Source organism: Salinicola sp. RZ23 (assembly GCF_003206675.1).
In the GTDB taxonomy this organism is placed as follows: Bacteria; Pseudomonadota; Gammaproteobacteria; order Pseudomonadales; family Halomonadaceae; genus Salinicola; species Salinicola endophyticus.
This window is the reverse complement of sequence record NZ_PZJK01000006.1, coordinates 215,144-233,443: the sequence shown is the minus strand read 5'-3', so window position 1 is coordinate 233,443 and position 18,300 is coordinate 215,144. Positions and strand designations below refer to the sequence as shown.

The 18,300-nt window shown below is 67.3% G+C and carries 14 protein-coding genes and 5 tRNA genes; 15 read left to right on the top strand and 4 right to left on the bottom strand.

What is annotated here, in order from left to right; all coding sequences use genetic code 11:
• The first annotated feature begins 57 nt into the window (after window positions 1-57).
• Together DOM67_RS05925 and ttcA are read left to right on the top strand one after the other, a co-directional pair.
• Window positions 58-279 (top strand): hypothetical protein, encoded by a 222-nt coding sequence (locus tag DOM67_RS05925; protein WP_232825152.1) that lies wholly within the window; start codon window positions 58-60, stop codon window positions 277-279.
• A 170-nt stretch (window positions 280-449) separates the two neighbouring features.
• Entirely contained in the window at window positions 450-1,352 is a 903-nt protein-coding gene (ttcA, locus tag DOM67_RS05920; RefSeq protein WP_110674726.1) for a tRNA 2-thiocytidine(32) synthetase TtcA, read from the top strand.
• A 104-nt stretch (window positions 1,353-1,456) separates the two neighbouring features.
• Here ttcA and hpxO read toward each other — a convergent pair whose 3' ends face one another.
• The gene (hpxO, locus tag DOM67_RS05915; RefSeq protein WP_110674725.1) at window positions 1,457-2,629 is read right to left on the bottom strand and encodes an FAD-dependent urate hydroxylase HpxO; all 1,173 of its coding nucleotides are present in this window, start codon (window positions 2,627-2,629) and stop codon (window positions 1,457-1,459) included.
• A 229-nt stretch (window positions 2,630-2,858) separates the two neighbouring features.
• Here hpxO and DOM67_RS05910 point away from each other — a divergent pair, with 229 nt between their 5' ends.
• The 11 genes from DOM67_RS05910 (at window position 2,859) to DOM67_RS05860 (ending at window position 13,172) form a co-directional block, all read left to right on the top strand.
• Window positions 2,859-3,596, top strand: a complete 738-nt coding sequence (locus tag DOM67_RS05910) for an alpha/beta family hydrolase (RefSeq protein ID WP_232825151.1) — start codon at window positions 2,859-2,861, stop codon at window positions 3,594-3,596.
• Window positions 3,597-3,660: 64 nt separating this feature from the next.
• Window positions 3,661-3,736 (top strand) — tRNA-Val (locus tag DOM67_RS05905).
• A 42-nt stretch (window positions 3,737-3,778) separates the two neighbouring features.
• Window positions 3,779-3,855: transfer RNA gene (locus DOM67_RS05900), tRNA-Asp, on the top strand.
• 103 nt (window positions 3,856-3,958) lie between these two features.
• Window positions 3,959-4,035: transfer RNA gene (locus tag DOM67_RS05895), tRNA-Asp, on the top strand.
• A 30-nt stretch (window positions 4,036-4,065) separates the two neighbouring features.
• A tRNA-Val gene (locus DOM67_RS05890) sits at window positions 4,066-4,142 on the top strand.
• A 31-nt stretch (window positions 4,143-4,173) separates the two neighbouring features.
• Window positions 4,174-4,250 (top strand) — tRNA-Asp (locus tag DOM67_RS05885).
• Window positions 4,251-4,680: 430 nt separating this feature from the next.
• Window positions 4,681-6,693 (top strand): NADPH-dependent 2,4-dienoyl-CoA reductase, encoded by a 2,013-nt coding sequence (locus DOM67_RS05880; protein ID WP_110674724.1) that lies wholly within the window; start codon window positions 4,681-4,683, stop codon window positions 6,691-6,693.
• Window positions 6,694-6,882: 189 nt separating this feature from the next.
• Window positions 6,883-7,938 (top strand): low specificity L-threonine aldolase, encoded by a 1,056-nt coding sequence (locus tag DOM67_RS05875; protein WP_110674723.1) that lies wholly within the window; start codon window positions 6,883-6,885, stop codon window positions 7,936-7,938.
• A 327-nt stretch (window positions 7,939-8,265) separates the two neighbouring features.
• The gene (locus tag DOM67_RS05870) at window positions 8,266-10,188 is read left to right on the top strand and encodes a PrkA family serine protein kinase (protein WP_110674722.1); all 1,923 of its coding nucleotides are present in this window, start codon (window positions 8,266-8,268) and stop codon (window positions 10,186-10,188) included.
• A gap of 115 nt (window positions 10,189-10,303) precedes the next feature.
• Window positions 10,304-11,587 carry a YeaH/YhbH family protein gene (locus tag DOM67_RS05865; RefSeq protein WP_110674721.1) on the top strand — a complete coding sequence of 428 codons (1,284 nt, stop codon included), beginning with the start codon at window positions 10,304-10,306 and terminating at the stop codon, window positions 11,585-11,587.
• A 28-nt stretch (window positions 11,588-11,615) separates the two neighbouring features.
• Complete coding sequence (locus DOM67_RS05860) at window positions 11,616-13,172, top strand: SpoVR family protein (protein WP_110674720.1); 1,557 nt, start codon at window positions 11,616-11,618, stop codon at window positions 13,170-13,172.
• Window positions 13,173-13,365: 193 nt separating this feature from the next.
• Here the strand turns inward: DOM67_RS05860 and DOM67_RS05855 are convergent, their stop codons facing one another.
• On the bottom strand, window positions 13,366-13,662 hold the full coding sequence (locus DOM67_RS05855) for a high-potential iron-sulfur protein (protein ID WP_110674719.1): 297 nt from the start codon (window positions 13,660-13,662) through the stop codon (window positions 13,366-13,368).
• Window positions 13,663-13,862: 200 nt separating this feature from the next.
• Here DOM67_RS05855 and DOM67_RS05850 point away from each other — a divergent pair, with 200 nt between their 5' ends.
• Both DOM67_RS05850 and DOM67_RS05845 read left to right on the top strand, forming a co-directional pair.
• Entirely contained in the window at window positions 13,863-14,138 is a 276-nt protein-coding gene (locus tag DOM67_RS05850; protein WP_110674718.1) for an Lrp/AsnC ligand binding domain-containing protein, read from the top strand.
• Window positions 14,139-14,145: 7 nt separating this feature from the next.
• Window positions 14,146-15,000, top strand: a complete 855-nt coding sequence (locus tag DOM67_RS05845) for a DNA/RNA non-specific endonuclease (protein ID WP_232825150.1) — start codon at window positions 14,146-14,148, stop codon at window positions 14,998-15,000.
• A gap of 95 nt (window positions 15,001-15,095) precedes the next feature.
• Here the strand turns inward: DOM67_RS05845 and DOM67_RS05840 are convergent, their stop codons facing one another.
• Window positions 15,096-16,058 (bottom strand): alpha/beta hydrolase, encoded by a 963-nt coding sequence (locus tag DOM67_RS05840; protein WP_110674717.1) that lies wholly within the window; start codon window positions 16,056-16,058, stop codon window positions 15,096-15,098.
• Between the two features lie 73 nt (window positions 16,059-16,131).
• Window positions 16,132-18,279: an acetate--CoA ligase family protein gene (locus tag DOM67_RS05835; RefSeq protein ID WP_110674716.1), complete on the bottom strand. Its 2,148-nt coding sequence runs from the start codon at window positions 18,277-18,279 to the stop codon at window positions 16,132-16,134.
• Between the last annotated feature and the right edge of the window lie 21 nt (window positions 18,280-18,300).

Genomic DNA, 18,300 nt, shown 5'->3' with positions numbered 1-18,300 from the left:
CGATGCCAACAGTGACGATACCGACAACGAGTACGCCAACAACACGAGGAGGCAACGATGAACTGGATGGAGAATGGCCTGTTGCTATTCGGGCTGCTGGTCGTGGGGGTGAGCTACCTGCGCTACGTGCGGCGCACCCGCGATCTGCGCGGCGTGCTGCTGTTCTGGCAGCGGCGAATGGTGCTCACGCCGACCGAGTTCAAGCTGCAGCGCGCGGGTATCGCGGTGCTGTTCGTGGGGGTGACGGTGCGCTATCTGGGCGTGATGCACGTGATCTGAGCGCCGCTGCCGTCACTCGCGCTGGTCTTCGGTGATCGATACGCCAGCGCTTCGCCGCCGCCCGGGGCGGTGTTAGCATAGGCGCCCCACGACCCCACGAATGACACCCGCGTCCAGCGGCGACCGGCGACCCTTGCCGTGTTGCGGGCAGCGGCGCGAAAGAGCGAAGCATGCAACGAGCCAGCGATCCCCTCGATAGCCGGCAGGCAGAGACTGCCGAGGCCGATGCGTCTGCCAAGGCCAGACGCGAATTCAACAAGCTGCAGAAGCGCCTGCGCCGCCAGGTCGGCAATGCGATCATCGACTACGGCATGATCCACGAAGGCGACAAGGTGATGGTGTGCCTGTCCGGCGGCAAGGACTCCTACACCATGCTGGATATCCTGCTCAACCTGCAGCGCAACGCCCCGGTGGCGTTCGAGCTGGTGGCGGTCAATCTCGACCAGAAGCAGCCGGGCTTCCCCGAGCACGTGCTGCCCGACTATCTCGCCACCAAGAATGTCGCCTACCATATCCTCGAGCGCGACACCTACTCGGTGGTGAAGGAGAAGACCCCGGAGGGCAAGACCACCTGCGCGCTCTGCTCGCGTCTGCGCCGGGGCTCGCTCTACGGCTTTGCCGAGGAGATCGGCGCGACCAAGATCGCCCTTGGCCATCACCGCGAGGACATGCTCGAGACGCTGTTCCTCAACATGTTCTACGGCGGCACGCTCAAGTCGATGCCCCCCAAGCTGCTCTCCGACGACGGCAAGAACATCGTCATTCGCCCGCTGGCCTACTGCCGTGAGGCGGATATCGCCGAGTATGCGCGGCAGATGGCCTTCCCCATCATCCCCTGCAATCTGTGCGGCTCGCAGCCCAATCTGCAGCGCCAGGTGGTCAAGGAGATGCTGGCGGAGTGGGAGGCCAAGCACCCTGGGCGCCTGGAGACGATGTTCAAGGCGGTGACCAACGTTGCCCCCTCGCAGCTGGCCGATCGCGAGCTGTTCGACTTCGAAGGGCTCGAGGAGAGCCAGCGCCAGCGTCAGCAGACGCGAATCGCGGCGCTCGACCTGCTATCCCGCGAGGCCTGAGCGGCCGTTGGCGCTTCGCGCCCGATCGAGAGCCACGACCCACGATAGACGCCTACATCCGCCGGTGGTCGCCGCCAGCGGGTCTGGGCGATGCCGCTGCGGGCTTAGCCGAGTGGCCCGCCGAGGATCGTCTTGCTCATCCCGCCCATGATATGGCGACCGTCCTCGGCGGCGAGTTCTGAGTACCACGCCCGGGTGGCGGCGGGGTCGGCGCCATGGGTCGTCTCGGCCCGCTTGCGCGCGCGGCTGACGATCTCGCCCACCCGCGCCACCCTGGCGGCGTCGTAGTGCGCAAGCGCCTCGGCGATGGCGTGGCCGCTGGCCTCGAGCGACTCGGCCAGCACCCAGGCGTCCTCCATCGCCTGGCAGCCGCCCTGACCCAGATCCGGTGCCATGCCGTGGGCGGCATCGCCGAGTATCGCCACCCTGGGGGCGACCAGCGTCTCCAGCGGGGCGATGTCGTGAATCTCCACCCGCGCCATGGCGGCGGGGTCGAAGCGAGCGATCAGCCGCTGCACCGGTGACGCCCAGCCGGCGAAGTGGTGCGCCAGCTCCTCACGGTAGCGGGCGGGGTCGTTGTCGCTGCCGGCGGCTAGCGGGACATCGAAGAAGCAGTAGAACTCCGGGTGCGCCGGATCGCCGCTCATCGGCATCAGCGAGACCCGCTGGTGGTCGCCGACGTACTGGACCCAGTCATGCAGTGGCGCCAGATCCTCGCTGGCGGGCACGCGCACGTTCCAGTTGACGTAGCCGCAGTAGCGCCGCGGCACCGGCCGGCCCAGCGCCTGTTCGCGCAGTCGCGAATGGGTGCCGTCGGCGATTACCAGCAGATCGGCGTGGCGCTCGCTGCCGTCGTCGAAGTGCGCGGTGATGCCGGAAGCATCCTGGCGATAGTCGGTGCAGGCGGTGCCCAGGGTGACGGCCTCCGCGCCCACCGCATCGAGCAGCAGCTGCTGCAGCGCGGCGCGGGCCACCGGGCAGGCGCGCTGGCCGACCTCGGCATACAGCGGGGCGAGGCTGAAGTCGGTGAGTCGTGCGCCGTCGCGGGTGTAGTAGCTCATGCGCTGCATATCACCGCTGACGTGTTCCAGCGCCTCGCCTACGCCGAGTGCCTTGAGGATCTTGACCCCGTTGGACCACACCGAGATGGCGGCGCCCACCGGGCGCAGCTCGGCGACCCGGTCGACCACGGCCACCTGGTGTCCGCGGTGCTTGAGCGCCAGCGCGGCCGTCAGCCCGCCCATGCCGGCACCGATCACCAGAACGTTCAAGCTCATGCGTTATCCTCGCAAGCGTATTGTATTGTCGGGGGGATCGACGGCGAGCGGCGGCGTGGCGCTGCCGCGCTGGGTGCCTGACCGATCGAACAGGTTTTTTTCATCCTACGCAGAAACGGGGCTTCAGGGGAATGCCTGACAACGTCCACCAGGACGTTCTCGGACACTTCCGTCGTGGCTCGAGACGATGCGTGGGCCGGGTAACGATCCGGGCAAGACAGGAGGGGAGATGACGACCCACGCAGATGCCATGCCGGCACTCGACGCCGAAGATCGGCAGCGGATCGCCACCGCGCTGGCGCGGGGCGATGACACGTTGCACGAGACCGCGCTCGGCGGGCTACGGGTGTGCGGGGCGCAGCAGAGGCCGCGGCTGCTGCTGAGCCACGGTGCCGGGGCGGGGCACGACTCTCCCTTCCTGAGCCGTCTGCGCCACGCGCTGGCCGCTGGCGGCGTGCAGGTGATCGCGGTGGAGTTCGCCTACATGGCGCGCATGCGGCGCGAGGGTCGGCGACGGCCACCGCCGCGGGTCGAGGGGCTGGTGGCGGAGCTGAGCGCCTGGCGCCGGGCCATCGACGCTGACGGCCAAGCGCCGGCGTGGCTGGGCGGCAAGTCGATGGGTGGGCGGGTGGCCAGCCTGCTGGCGGCGCGGGAGCCGCTGCCGGGGCTGGTGCTGTGCGGCTATCCCTTCCATCCGCCGGGCAAGCCTGAGCGCCTGCGCCTCGATCACTGGCCTGAGCTCGAGTGTCCGCTGCTGCTTTTGCAGGGCACGCGGGATGCATTCGGGACCCGTGCGGAGGTCGAAGGGTATGCGCTGCCGGCGCAGCTCGAGTGCCATTTTCTCGACGGCGGCGACCATGACTGGCAGCCGCCCCGGCGCCTCGGCGTGAGTCAGGCTGAACTGATCGATACCGCTGCAGCCCTGATCAGCCGGCGCCTGGCGCAAGTCGATGAACGGCAGGGATAAATCGTTGCGGGAAAGCGGTTGACTTTCAACCGGCTACCGGTAGAATGCAGCGCCACGTGACCACGGGTGGTTAGCTCAGCTGGGAGAGCACCAGCCTTACAAGCTGGGGGTCACAGGTTCGAACCCTGTACCACCCACCATCGCGCAAGCGTTGGCACTGTGGATCACGTATTGGAAACTGGGGACCGGTAGTTCAGTTGGTTAGAATGCCGGCCTGTCACGCCGGAGGTCGCGGGTTCGAGTCCCGTCCGGTCCGCCATTTCCAGCGATGTTCGGGAAGCGACAATTTCCCGGATGTCATTTGCAAGTCGCGTAGTGGGTATCAGGTAGGTGTTTCACGACTCAGACCCGATGCTTCGAGTGGACCGGTAGTTCAGTTGGTTAGAATGCCGGCCTGTCACGCCGGAGATCGCGGGTTCGAGTCCCGTCCGGTCCGCCACACTTCGTGCCGCGCAGCGTCAGACGTTTTGGGTGGTTAGCTCAGCTGGTTAGAGCACCAGCCTCACATGCTGGGGGTCACAGGTTCGAGTCCTGTACCACCCACCATCGTCTCAGGATGATGGTTACCGATATATGCGGACCGGTAGTTCAGTTGGTTAGAATGCCGGCCTGTCACGCCGGAGGTCGCGGGTTCGAGTCCCGTCCGGTCCGCCATCGACGTCTCGACAGTATCGAGTATCCGCAGCGCCACGACAGTCGCTGTGAGCGAACCAACCAGCCAAGCGCTGGTTTTTTCGTTTCTGGCTTCGAGATCTTGCGCCACTGCCGATCGGCACCCTCCGCGCGCACTCTTGGCGGACTCTCTTCTTGCACGTGCTTTGTTGGCACGCCCTCTGGTGCGCATTCCTTCGCGCTGTCGCCCTCTCTTCTGCGCTCTCCGTGGCTATTTCCCGCTCACACTTCCGTGTTTTTCGCTCACCTGGCTTGCCAGGGGCTCCGCTCGCTCGAAGCGATGGCCCTGGGGCGCGATGAGTGTGTCCCCGACGATGCCGCTTTGGTGCAATGGTCGCCGCCGCGGATTGGGTTACACTAGCGTTCATACGTGCGTTTGAATGCTGCCGTACACCGCTGCGTGGAGTCGACCGTGACCGCTTATCCGAATCTCTTTCGCCCGCTGCGTGTGGGCTCGCTGACCCTGCGCAATCGGGTCGTGATGGGCTCGATGCATACCAATCTCGAGGAGGCGCCCGGTGGCTTCGAGCGCCTGGCGGCCTTCTACGCCGAGCGGGCGCGCCGCGGGGCCGGCCTGATCGTGACCGGGGGTATCGCACCCAACGCCGAAGGTGCGGTCTTCGCTCATGCCGCCAAGCTGAGCGAGGCGGCGGAGTGCGAGGCGCACCGCCAGGTGGTGGCAGCGGTGCACGCCGAAGAGACGCCGATCTGCCTGCAGATCCTGCACGCCGGGCGCTACGCCTACTCGCCGGCGCTGGTCGCCCCCTCCGCCATCGCCGCGCCGATCAGTCGCTTCACCCCGCATGCCCTGAGCGATGCCGAGGTGCACCAGCAGATCGCGGACTTCGTGCGCTGCGCCGAGCTGGCCCAGCGTGCCGGCTACGACGGCGTCGAGGTGATGGGCTCGGAAGGCTATCTGATCAACCAGTTCCTGTGCGCGCGCAGCAATCAGCGCGATGACGCCTGGGGGGGCGACGCGACGCGGCGGCAGCGCTTCGCGCTGGAGATCGTGCGCGGCATTCGCCGCCGCTGTGGGGAAGACTTCGTACTGATCTTTCGCCTGTCGATGATCGATCTGGTCGAGGAGGGCAGTACCCAGGCCGAGATCGTGGCCCTGGCCACGGTACTGGAGGCGGCCGGGGTGGATGCGCTGGACTGCGGCATCGGCTGGCACGAGGCGCGGGTGCCGACCATCGTTACCAGCGTGCCGCGGGCGGCGTTCGTCGGCGTCTCGCGGGCGGTGCGCGCGGCCGTCGGCATTCCTACCCTGGCCACCAACCGAATCAACATGCCGGCGGTGGCGGAGCGTGTGCTGGCCGCGGGGCACGCCGATCTGGTCTCGCTGGCGCGCCCCTTCCTGGCCGATCCGGGCTGGGTCGAGAAGGCCGCCGAGGGGCGCGACGACGAGATCAACACCTGCATCGCCTGCAACCAGGCGTGCCTCGATCACACCTTCCAGGGCAAGCTGACCAGCTGTCTGGTCAATCCGCGCGCCTGTCACGAGACCGAGCTGGTGCTCGCGCCGACTGCCGCGCCGAAGCAGATCGCCGTGGTCGGCGCCGGGCCGGCGGGGCTGGCCACGGCGATCGCCTGCGCCGAGCGCGGCCACCGGGTCACCCTGTTCGAACGTGAGCCGGAGATCGGCGGTCAGTTTCGCTACGCCCGGCGGATTCCCGGCAAGGAGGAGTTCGCCGAGACACTGCGCTACTTCGAACGTCAGCTGGTGCGCTGGGGTGTCGATCTGCGCCTCGATCAGCAGGTCGATGCCCAGCAGCTGCTGGCGTTCGACGAGGTAGTGCTGGCCACCGGGGTCAAGCCGCGGGAGCTGCACCTGGAGGGCGCCGACCACCCCAGCGTCGTGCCCTATCCGCTGGCGATCCTGCATCCGGAACGGATCGGACGGCGGGTGGCGATCATCGGGGCCGGCGGGATCGGCTTCGACGTCGCCGAGCTGCTGGCCCACAGCGGGCAGCCGGCGCTGGACCTGGACGCCTGGTGCGACGAGTGGGGGGTGGATCTCGACGTGGCCGAGCCGGGCGGGCTCAAGCCGCGGCAGACGCCACTGCCACCGCGCCAGATCACGCTGCTGCAGCGCAAGGCGGGCAAGCCGGGGGCAGGGCTGGGGGCGACCACGGGCTGGGTGCACCGGGCGGCGCTCAAGGCGCGCGGGGTGGAGAGCTGGGCAGAGTGTGACTATGTGCGCATCGACGACGCTGGCCTGCACCTGCGCGTGGCGGGGGAGCCGCGGGTACTCGAGGTCGACAGCGTGGTGGTGTGCGCCGGACAGGAGTCGGAGCTTGCGCTGCTCGACGATCTCACCCGCGCCGGCATCGGTACCCATCGCATCGGCGGTGCCGACGTGGCCGCCGAGATCGACGCCAAGCGGGCGATCGATCAGGGTACGCGGCTGGCGGCGCGGCTCTGAGCGCGTCGGCGGACGAGCGCGTGCCGCCCATGGCGGGTGGCTTCCGCCGTCGCGGCCAGGTGTTAGACTGCTGGGGTTGAGGAAGCGCAAGCCGCGNNCGCGGCTTGCGCTTCGCGTGATTCAGGCGCTCATGCCTGACCTCCGCACGAGCCTGGCTCGCGGGGGAGGGATCGTACAAGGACCCGCCCAATGACCTCTGACTGTACTCCTCGCTTTCTGGCGAGCGACAACACCTCCGGCATCTGCCCGGAAGCACTCGATTATCTGATCCAGGCCAACGCCAGTGACGACCTCGCCTACGGCAACGACGTCTGGACCCACCGCGCCGCCGACCGCTTTCGCGAGCTGTTCGACTATGACTGCGATGTCTTTTTCGTGTTCAACGGCACCGCCGCCAACTCGTTGGCGCTGGCCGCCCTCGGCCAGAGCTATCACAGCGTGATCTGTCATGAACTGGCACACATCGAGACTGACGAGTGCGGCGGCCCGGAGTTCTTCTCCAACGGCTCCAAGCTGCTCACCTGTCCCGGCGAAGAGGGCAAGCTCACCCCCGAGGGGATCGAGCGTCTGGTGGTGCGCCGCAGCGATATCCACTACCCCAAGCCGCGGGTGGTCTCGATCACCCAGGCCACCGAGGTGGGCACCGTCTATTCGCGGGAGGAGCTGCTGGCGATCCGCACCATGGCCGACAAGTACGATCTGCGCATGCACATGGATGGCGCACGCTTCGCCAACGCCTGCAGCGCCCTGGACGCCACGCCGGCCGAACTCACCTGGCAGGTCGGGGTCGACGTGCTGTGCTTCTCCGGCACCAAGAACGGTCTGCCGATGGGCGAGGCGATCCTGTTCTTCAACAAGGGCCTGGCCGAGGATTTCGCCTATCGCTGCAAGCAGGCCGGTCAGCTCGCCTCCAAGATGCGCTTCATCGCGGCACCCTGGCTGGGGCTGTTGGAGACCGGCGCCTGGCGGCGCAATGCCGACCACGCCAACGCCATGGCGCGCTATCTCGCCGAGGGGCTGGCGGCGCTACCCGGTGTCCGGCCGATGTTCCCGACCGAGGCCAACAGTGTCTTCGTCAGCCTGCCGGCGCCGGTGATCGAGGCGCTGCGGGCCAAGGGCTGGACCTTCTACACCTTCATCGGCGCCGGCGGGGCGCGTTTCGTCTGCTCGTGGAACACCACCACCGAGCTGCTCGACGACCTGCTCGCCGACGCCCGCGCGGCGATGGATCACGCCGCCCGCTGACCCGTCGCGGGGCTTCCCGCTATCGTCGCAGGTGCTTTCCGGGCCGTCAGAAGCCCCTTCCGGTCGCGCCAGGTGCGTGATTTCTCAGCGCTTTCAAGTGCTTGCCCCGACCTTGGTCGGGGCCTTCATTTTTTCCGCGCAAATTGCCGTGCATCGAACCCTGATCGTGGTAGCGTGTTCTAAAGCGAGCTTGTCGACGCTGCGTCGTTGTGACTCGACTCTTGGGTCTACCCGGCGCTCCGTGCATCTGTCTATGCTGATAGTCAGCTAGCCCGGCTGACAGGGTGAGTGCCCTGAGCGGTTGGGGGTCACGACCAGGAGGCTTCCATGAGTATCTTCGATCACGTCCAGAGTCGTTACGAGCGGGTTCAGAAAGAAGAGATGAGCCTGGAGGAGTATCTCGAACTGTGTCGAAAGGAGCCCAGCGTCTACGCCAGCGCCGCCGAACGTCTGCTCGCTGCCATCGGTGAACCGCAGACCATCGATACGGCCAAGGACCCCCGCCTGTCGCGGATCTTCTCCAACAAGGTGATCCGCCGTTATCCCGCCTTCGCCGAGTTCTACGGCATGGAGGAGGCGATCGAGCAGATCGTCGCCTACTTCCGCCACGCCGCCCAGGGGCTCGAGGAGCGCAAGCAGATCCTCTATCTACTGGGCCCGGTGGGCGGCGGCAAGTCATCGCTGGCCGAGCGCCTGAAGCTGTTGATGGAGCGCGTGCCCTTCTATGCGATCAAGGACTCGCCGGTCTACGAATCCCCCCTGGGGCTGTTCTCGCCGGAGGAGGATGGCGAGCTGCTCTCCCAGGAGTACGGCATTCCGACGCGCCACCTGCACGGGCCGATGTCGCCCTGGGCGGCCAAGCGGCTCAAGGAGTTCGGCGGTGACCTGTCGCAGTTCCGCGTGGTCAAGCTCTACCCGTCGCGGCTCAACCAGATCGCGCTGTCCAAGACCGAGCCCGGCGACGAGAACAACCAGGACATCTCCTCGCTGGTGGGCAAGGTCGATATCCGCCAGCTCGAGCTCTACTCCCAGGACGACCCCGACGCCTACAGCTTCTCCGGCGGCCTGTGCCGGGCCAACCAGGGGTTGATGGAGTTCGTCGAGATGTTCAAGGCGCCGATCAAGGTGCTGCATCCGCTGCTGACCGCGACCCAGGAGGGCAACTACAACCCCACCGAGGGGATGGGCGCGATTCCCTTCGACGGCATCATCATGGCCCACTCCAACGAGAGCGAGTGGCAGCAGTTCCGCAACAACCGCAACAACGAGGCGTTTCTCGACCGCGTCTACATCGTCAAGGTGCCTTACTGCCTGCGGGTCTCCGAAGAGATCAAGATCTACCAGAAGCTGCTCGAGCACTCCTCCCTCGACGCGGCACCCTGCGCCCCCGACACCCTGCGCATGCTGGCCCAGTTCTCGGTGCTCTCGAGGCTCAAGGAGCCGGAGAATTCGAGCATCTACTCCAAGATGCGCATCTACGACGGCGAGAATCTCAAGGATACCGATCCCAAGGCCAAGTCGATCCAGGAGTACCGCGACGCCGCCGGGGTCGACGAGGGCATGACCGGGCTCTCCACCCGCTTCGCCTTCAAGATCCTCTCCAAGGTGTTCAACTTCGACACCCAGGAGATCGCCGCCAACCCGGTGCACCTGCTCTACGTGCTGGAGCAGGCGCTGGAGCGCGAGCAGTTGCCCAAGGAGACCCACGAGCGCTATCTGCGCTTCATCAAGGAGTATCTGGCGCCGCGCTACGTCGACTTCATCGGCAAGGAGATCCAGACCGCCTATCTGGAGTCCTACACCGAGTACGGCCAGAACATCTTCGACCGCTACGTCACCTACGCCGACTTCTGGATTCAGGATCAGGAGTACCGCGATCCGGAGACCGGCGAGCTGTTCGACCGTCAGGCGCTCAACGAGGACCTGGAGAAGATCGAGAAGCCGGCGGGGATCTCCAATCCCAAGGATTTCCGCCACGAGGTGGTCAACTTCGTGCTGCGCGCGCGGGCCCACAACAACGGCATGAACCCCAACTGGCAGTCCTACGAGAAGCTCAAGGGGGTGATCGAGCACAAGATGTTCGCCAACACCGAAGAGCTCTTGCCGGTGATCTCGTTCAACGCCAAGGCGTCGGCCTCCGACCAGCGCAAGCACGAGGACTTCGTCGACCGCATGGTCATGCGCGGCTATACCGAGAAGCAGGTGCGGCTGCTCTCCGAATGGTATCTGCGCGTGCGCAAGTCGCAGTAGGTCGACCGCGGCCAGACGCCGAGGTCAGCGGGCGCGCGGGGCGGGTCGCCGCGCGTCTTACGGGCGGCGGCCAGCCTCCGCGGGCCGCCGCCGCAGCCAGTCTGCGGGAGGTGCCATGAGCTATTTCATCGACCGGCGGCCCAATGCGCGCAACAAGAGCGCGGTCAACCGCCAGCGGTTTCTCAAGCGCTACCGGGCGCATATCAAGCGCGCGGTGGAGGAGTCGGTCAATCGGCGTTCGATCACCGACATGGAGCGCGGCGAGAAGGTCTCGATCCCCTCCCGCGATATTTCCGAGCCTTCTTTCCAGCACGGCCCGGGCGGGCGTCGCACCATCGTCAGCCCCGGCAACAAGCAGTTCGCCGAGGGCGATCGTCTGCGCCGGCCGAGCGGCGGTGCAGGGGGCGGTGGCAGCGGCGAGGGGCAGGCGTCGAACCAGGGCGAGGGGGTCGACGAGTTCGTGTTCACCCTGTCGCGGGAGGAGTTCCTCGACTTCGTCTTCGACGGGCTGGCACTGCCGCATCTCGAGCGCAAGCAGCTGCGCGTGCTCGAGGAGACGCGTCCGGTGCGCGCCGGGATCTCCAAGGAGGGGGTGCCGGCGCGGATCAACATCGTGCGCTCGATGCGCGAGGCCCAGGCCCGGCGCATCGGCATGCGCGCGCCGCTCAAGCGCGCCCTGCGCGAGGCCCAGGAGGCGCTCGCGGCAGAGGAGCGTCAGGACCCGGTGCTACGCAATCCGGCGCGGATCGACGAACTCAAGTCCGAGATCGCGCGGCTCGAGAAGCGCATCGCCGCGATTCCGTTCCTCGATACCTACGATCTGCGCTACAACCATCTCACCCATCAGCCGATGCCGTCCAATCAGGCGGTGATGTTCTGCGTGATGGATGTCTCCGGCTCGATGACCCAGGCGCACAAGGACATCGGCAAGCGCTTCTTCCTGCTGCTCTACCTGTTCCTCGAGCGCAACTACGAGAAGGTCGAGCTGGTCTTCGTGCGCCACCATACCGTGGCCAAGGAGGTCGACGAGGAGGAGTTCTTCTATTCGCGCGAGACCGGCGGCACCATCGTCTCCAGCGCCCTGACCCTGGTCGATCGCATCATCGAGGCGCGCTACTCGCCGGAGCAGTGGAATCTCTATGTCGCCCAGGCCAGCGACGGCGACAACTGGGACGACGACTCCGCGACCTGTCTCAAGCTGCTCGACGAGTCGCTGATGGCCAAGCTGCAGTACTTCACCTACGTCGAGATCACACCCCACGCCCATCAGGCGCTGTGGGACGCTTACGCTACGATCAAGACAGCCTATCCCGAGCGCTTCGCGATGGAGCAGATCGTGCAGGCGGAGGACATCTACCCGGTCTTCCGCGAGCTCTTCCGTCAGCGTGCCGAAAGCTGAGGTCGGTATGGCCACCGAGGAGACACCGATGACGCGACGCAAGCCCATTGCCACCGGTTCGGACTGGAACTTCGAGACGCTCGAGCGCTACGAGCAGGCGATCGCCGAGCTGGCGCGGGAGTACCGGCTCGACACCTACCCCAATCAGATCGAGATCATCACCTCCGAGCAGATGATGGACGCCTACGCCAGCGTGGGCATGCCGGTCGGCTATCACCACTGGTCGTTCGGCAAGCAGTTTCTGTCGGTGGAGCAGGCCTATCGGCGCGGTCAGATGGGACTCGCCTACGAGCTGGTGATCAACTCCGACCCCTGCATCGCCTACCTGATGGAGGAGAACTCGCTGATGATGCAGGTGTTGGTGATCGCCCACGCCTGCTATGGCCACAACTCCTTCTTCAAGGGCAACTACCTGTTCCAGACCTGGACCGACGCCTCGGCGATCGTCGATTACCTGGTGTTCGCGCGCAAATACGTGGCCCAGTGCGAGGAGCGCCACGGGGTGGAGGCGGTGGAGCAGCTGCTCGATGCCTGCCACGCGCTGCAGAACTACGGTGTCGACCGCTACAAGCGGCCATCGCCGATCTCCGCCGAGGCCGAGGCGCGACGCCAGGAGGAGCGCGAGGCCTACCTCCAGACCCAGGTCAATACCTTGTGGAGCACCATTCCCGAGCGCGCCGCGCCGCTCGCCGACAGTCTGTTGCTGGATAGCGAGAACGACCCCCTCGGCCTGCATCGCCATGGCCGCTACCCCAGCGAGCCGCAGGAGAACCTGCTCTACTTCCTGGAAAAGAATGCCCCGCTGCTCGAGCCGTGGCAGCGCGAGATCGTGCGCATCGTGCGCAAGCTCGCCCAGTACTTCTATCCCCAGCGCCAGACCCAGGTGATGAACGAGGGCTGGGCCACCTTCTGGCACTACACGCTGATGAACCGGCTCTACGATGACGGCCTGATCGACGAGGGGATCATGCTCGAGTTCCTGCAGTCGCACACCTCGGTGGTCAGCCAGCCGGACTACGACAGCCCCTATTTCGGCGGCATCAATCCTTACGCGCTGGGGTTCGCCATGTTCAGCGATATCCAGCGTATCTGTCAGGCGCCGACCGATGAGGATCGCGAGTGGTTCCCCGAGATCGCCGGCAGCGATTGGCTCGACACGCTGCACTTCGCCATGCACAACTTCAAGGATGAGTCGTTCATCCAGCAGTTCCTGTCGCCCAAGGTGATCCGCGATCTCAAGCTGTTCAGCCTGGTCGACGATGACCGTGATGACAGCCTGCAGATCGAGGCGATCCACGATGATCGCGGCTATCGCCGTATCCGCGAAGCGCTCAGCGTGCAGTACGCGCTGTCGGCACGGGAGCCCAATATCCAGGTGTGGGAGGCGGATATCCGCGGTGACCGCTCACTGACCCTGCGCCACGTGCAGGACCGGCGCCGGCCGCTGGGGCAGAGCCTGTTCCCGGTGCTGCGCCACCTGCATCAGCTGTGGGGCTTCCCGGTCAAGCTGGAGTCGATCGAGAACGGTGATACGGTGCGCCGCTACCAGTGGCCGATCCCCGAGGCGGGGCGCGAGTCGGCGTGAAGCCCACCGGTGTGCGTGCCTTGGCACGTCTGTCACAACCGATAAACGAAGTGGGCTTATCCGGCGGCAGGGCGTCGCGAGGGCGCTGTAAACCCCTCCCTGGGCGCTACCTTTGCCATCCATGGCAAAGGACCCTCGCTTTGCTCTGCCCCCCGCGCCCACCATCAGCGGGTATGGAAATAAGCGCTTGGGGTTATTCCGAGGTCCAGCTCATACACCAGCCGTCGGGAGAGACGCGGTGCTCGGGAAACAGCGAGCAGCGCTGGCCGGCGCTGAAGAAATCACAGTTGGCGCAGCGCCGTCCGGCGCGGTAGGCGGGGTCGTCCTGGGCGGCGCTGGCCTGCTCGACGTAGCGCACCGCCCGCGCCTGCCTGGCGCCGGGGTCGAGCATCGGAGCGGATTGGGCCCAGGCGCGCCAGCCGGGCGCCAGCAGCAGGCCGGCGGAGAGCGCGGCGCCACGGCACAGGAAACGGCGGCGATCGATGGACATGCTAAGGCTCCTCGGTGTGGGCGATGGGCAGGGGCGGTGCGGCGTGCCGCCGCGAGGCCTCGGGCGTGGCCTGAGTATGGCGGCCCACAGTGGTGGCGCTCAAGCGCAGGCGCCGTCCGAGAGCTGATATACTCGCGTCCGAGCCTTCATTCTTGATTGTCGTGGTCCCGCCCGGGGCCACCCGCCGGTGGGAGAGAGAGATGCAGAACGCGGTCATTCTGATCAACGTCGAAAAGGGCCGGATTCGCGGTGTCGCCGAACGTCTCGCCGATCTCGAAGGGATCAGCGAAGTCTACTCGACCTGCGGCCGCTACGATCTCATCGCCATCGCGCGCACGCCGGATTTCGAGTCCCTCGCGACCCTGGTCACCGAGCGTCTGATGAGCGTCGACGGCATCCGTGAGACCGAAACGCTCAACGCCATGCAGGTGCACTCGCGCCACGACCTCGACGCCATGTTCTCGGTCGGCCTCTGAGCGCGGGGTGGGGCGCCGTCGATCCGCCGGAGCGCTGACGCGGCTCTGGCGCACCTCCAAGATCTCGATCGTCTTCGTCGTCGTTATCGGCGGGCTCTGGTACTACCACGAAAGCGGGGTACGCGATCAGCTCAGCTGGATGGGCGTGCCCGAGTGGCAGTGGACCGATTGGCGCAGCTGGAACCGGGTGCTGCGCAATGACGGCTTCCTGCTCGGCTGGTCCGATCTGCGTGCCGGCCCGCTGTGGGTGGGTTATTCGCTGACACGGGTGGATGACCCGCACAGCCTGCCGCGGCCCGACCATTTCTCGCCCGACTGGCGCAGCCTGTGGCCGATCACCAGCAGCGACTACACCCGCAGTGGCTATGACCGCGGCCATATGGCACCCAACTACGCCATGGCGGTCACCCATGGGCGGAGCGCCCAGCTCGACAGCTTTCTGATGACCAACATCACACCGCAGCGACCGAAGCTCAATCGGCAGCTGTGGCAGCGCCTGGAAGAGGCGGTGATGGACGATTTCGTGCCCCGCTTCGGCAGCGTCTGGGTGCTGACCGGGCCGGTCTATGACGACCAGTGGCTGCATCGGGTCGGCTTCTCGCAGATCCCGCAGGCGTTCTACAAGATCATCGTGGTGCCGGGGAACACGCCGCGGGCGATCGCCTTCCTGATGCCTCAGTCGGTCAGCGGCAAGGAGCCGCTGGACCGTTTCCTGGTGACCATCGACGAGATCGAGGCGCGTACCGGTCTCGACTTCTTCCCGCAGTTGAGCGAGCAGGTCCAGCAGCGCCTCGAAGGGCATGTCGATACCACCGGCTGGGGCCTCGAGGCGGTCTCCCGGCGCCCCGGCCGCTATCACTGAGCGGGGCGCTTCGGTGCCCGGCCCGCGTGGCCGACCCACCGCTGCCAACCGAACCGGTCAACTCCGCTGTTAGCGTGTGATGCCGCTCCCTCGGGTCACGCCAGTCGCTGGCGCAGAAACGCCGCGGCCTGGTCGAGGACGCTGACGGCGGCGGAGACGGCGCCGGCCATCTCGATGAAGCCGTGGATCATGCGCGGCACCTCCACATAGCTCACCGCCACGCCGGCTGCCTGCAGCTTGTCGCGATAAAGCCGCCCTTCATCGAGCAGGGCGTCGAATTCGGCGGTCACGATCAGTGCCGGTGGCAGCGCCTGCAGATCGCTTGCCAGCAACGGCGAGACGCGCAGGTCGCGGGTGTCGAAGCCGCCGATGAAGGGCTCGGCCATGGCGCGCATCAACTCGGTGGTGAGCGGTGGCACCTGGCCGTTGCGCTGGCGTGACGGCAGGGCATCCGACTCGGGAGTGAGGTCGAGACCGGGGTAGAACAGCACCTGGGCGCGCAGCGCCACCGCGCTGTCACGCAGCTGCTGGCAGGCCATGGCGGCGAGGCCGCCGCCGGCGCTGTCGCCGGCCACCGCCAGGCGCGAGGCATCCAGGCCCAGTGATTCGGCGTTGGCGGCGATCCAGCGAATCGCGGCGAGCACGTCCTCGGGGCCATCCGGCGCCGGGTGCTCCGGGGCCAGGCGGTAGTCCACCGCGATCAGGGCCTCGCCGGAGGCGTGGGCGAGGCGCCGGCAGATCTTGTCGTGGCTGTCGAGATCGCCAATGATCCAGCCGCCGCCGTGGAGATAGATCGTCGCGGCTGTCGGCGCAGCATCCGCCGGGCGCGGGCGGTAGAGCCGCAGCGGGATCGGGCCCAGCGGCCCCTCGGCGGAGAGATCGCGGACCTCGTGCATGGGCTTTGCCTCACCGCCTAGGTGATCGCCCAGCGTGCGGTAGACCTCGCGCATCTGGGTGATCGGCAGGGTCTCCAGCGGTGGCAGCGAGTGCGCCGCCATCTCGCCCAGGACTGTCTGGACCTCGGGATCGAGACGGGAAAGATCGAACGGTTCCGACATGGCGTTCTCCTCGGCAGATGAGTGGGGCGGCCACGCCCACCGGCGTGGCCGCTAGGTTTCGTAGACAGCCTGGTCAAGCGATCAGCATCAGGGCGTCCAGGGCGAGCAATCCTTGGCCCTCGGGGTAGACCATGACCGGGTTGAGGTCGATCTCGACCAGCCGCGGCTCGGCCTGCATCAGTGCGCCCAGCGCGGCCACCAGCTCGGCCAGGGCATTCACGTCGCAGGCTGGCCTGCCGCGGTGGCCATGGAGCAGCGCCGCGCCCTGCAGCTTATCCAGCTCGCGTCGCACCGCCATCGGCGTCAGATCCGCCGGCAGCAGGCGCACGTCGCGCAGCACCTCGGCAGTGACGCCGCCGAAACCGACCAGCACCACCGGCCCCCACTGAGGGTCGTGGCGGGCGCCGACGATCATCTCGCAGCCGGCGGCGCCCATGCGCTCGACCAGTACGCCATCCAGCGGTGTGTCCGGTGCCAGGCGCGCCAGGTCCTGATGCAGCCGCTCCCACGCCTGGGCCAGTTCCGTCTCGCCTTCGACCCCGAGTACGACCCCGCCGACATCGCTCTTGTGGCTCAGCGCCGATGCCTGGGCCTTGAGAGCTACCGCGCCACCCAGGCGGGCGGCAATACGCTGGGCCTCGGTCAGCGAGGTGGCCAGCTCGCCCGCGCCGAAGGGTACGCCGAGCGGCGCCAGCAGCTGTTTGGCGCGATACTCGGGGATCACGCCGCCCTGCTCGGGCAGCGCCAGGCCGTGTGCCGCCGGCGGCACGCGCCCGCTGTCGCGGGTGGCCAGCGGATGCAGCCGGGCGATGGCGCGCAGCGCGCGCTCGTGGCTGGGGAAGTAGGGCACGCCCAGGGCGCGCAGCTCGCTGACATAGTCCGCGGGGATCTCGGCGCCCTCGTCGAGGCCGGCGCAGATCAGCGGCAGTGCCGGGCGCCGTTCGCGCACCGCCTGCAGCACCGGCGGCAGCTTGACCCGGCAGGTGACCGGGTCGGTCTGGATCAGGCCGACCAGCACCGTACCGAAACGGGTGTCCTCGAACAGGGCTTCCAGCGTACGCCGGTAGAGCTGCGGGTCGACCAGACCCTGGGCGGTGAGGTCGAGCGGGTTGCTCACCTCGACGAACGGCGGTAGTGCCTCGCGCAGCGCCAGCGAGTCGGCACTGCCGATCGTCGGCAGGGGCAGCTCGAGCGCCTCGCACAGATCGAGGCAGAGCGCCTTGAACGCGCCGGACTCACCGACGATGGCGGTACCGGCCGAGGGGAGCGCCGGGCAGCGCAGGGCGATCTCGGCGATGTCGCCGAGCTCCTCCAGGGTCTCGGCCAGTACCACCCCGGCGCGCTCGACCAGGGTGCGCATCACCGCATGGTCCCCGGCCAGGGCGCCGGTGTGGGTGGCGGCGGCGGCGCGGGCCGCGCTGCTCCTGCCCGGATGCAGCAGAATCAGCCGCTTGCCCTGGGCTTCGGCTCGCCGTGCCAGCGCCAGCAGGCGCTGCGGCTGGCGGAACTGCTCGGCGATCATCGCGATCACCGCGGTATCCGGATCGTCGAGCAGATAGTCGAGATAATCCTCCAGGTGGCTGGCCGCCTCGTTGCCGGTGGAGATGGCGCAGGCGAGCGGTAGCCCGCGGCTCGCCAGGGTGGTGTTGAGCACCGTCATCATGGCGCCGCTCTGGGAGAGAATGCCGATCGCCGGCTGGCAGCGGTGACGCTCGGCCTCGTCCTCGCTGATCGCCACTTCGATGAAGGTCAGCGGCAGGCGCTGGCGGTAGTCGATGCCTCCCAGGCAGTTGGGGCCCTGCACCAGCATGCTGGCGTCAGCGGCGATGCGCGCGATCTCGCGCTGCTGCGCCAGTCCCGCCTCGCCGGCCTCGGCGAAGCCGGCGGAGAAGATCACCACCGCGCCGACCCGGCGGGCGGCGAGTTCGCGTACCGCTTCCACCACCCCCGCCTGGGGGATCGCCAGCAGTGCCACATCGACCCCCTCGGGCAGCGCGGCGATGCTCTCCAGGCACGGGCGGCCGGCGATCTCCGCACGTTTGGGGTTGATCAGGTGAATCTCGCCGGCATAGCCGTTGCGGGTCAGGTTGCCGAGCACCGCGGCACCGAGTGCGCCCGGGGTGGCCGAGGCGCCGACGATGGCGATCGCTCGCGGCGTCAGCAGACGCCGCACCGCGCCCTCTGGCAGGCGCCGGGACGCCTGCTGCGATGAGTCCGACATGATGCTGCCTCCTATCGGTTG

Bases quoted from the DNA above. Each gene is read 5' to 3' on its own strand.
- DOM67_RS05855 (WP_110674719.1), bottom strand. From the start codon at position 13,662: ATGTCCATCGATCGCCGCCGTTTCCTGTGCCGTGGCGCCGCGCTCTCC.
- hpxO (WP_110674725.1), bottom strand. From the start codon at position 2,629: ATGAGCTTGAACGTTCTGGTGATCGGTGCCGGCATGGGCGGGCTGACG.
- DOM67_RS05850 (WP_110674718.1), top strand. From the start codon at position 13,863: ATGCAGAACGCGGTCATTCTGATCAACGTCGAAAAGGGCCGGATTCGC.
- DOM67_RS05870 (WP_110674722.1), top strand. From the start codon at position 8,266: ATGAGTATCTTCGATCACGTCCAGAGTCGTTACGAGCGGGTTCAGAAA.
- DOM67_RS05910 (WP_232825151.1), top strand. From the start codon at position 2,859: ATGACGACCCACGCAGATGCCATGCCGGCACTCGACGCCGAAGATCGG.
- ttcA (WP_110674726.1), top strand. From the start codon at position 450: ATGCAACGAGCCAGCGATCCCCTCGATAGCCGGCAGGCAGAGACTGCC.
- DOM67_RS05925 (WP_232825152.1), top strand. From the start codon at position 58: ATGAACTGGATGGAGAATGGCCTGTTGCTATTCGGGCTGCTGGTCGTG.
- DOM67_RS05860 (WP_110674720.1), top strand. From the start codon at position 11,616: ATGACGCGACGCAAGCCCATTGCCACCGGTTCGGACTGGAACTTCGAG.
- DOM67_RS05875 (WP_110674723.1), top strand. From the start codon at position 6,883: ATGACCTCTGACTGTACTCCTCGCTTTCTGGCGAGCGACAACACCTCC.
- DOM67_RS05835 (WP_110674716.1), bottom strand. From the start codon at position 18,279: ATGTCGGACTCATCGCAGCAGGCGTCCCGGCGCCTGCCAGAGGGCGCG.
- DOM67_RS05840 (WP_110674717.1), bottom strand. From the start codon at position 16,058: ATGTCGGAACCGTTCGATCTTTCCCGTCTCGATCCCGAGGTCCAGACA.
- DOM67_RS05865 (WP_110674721.1), top strand. From the start codon at position 10,304: ATGAGCTATTTCATCGACCGGCGGCCCAATGCGCGCAACAAGAGCGCG.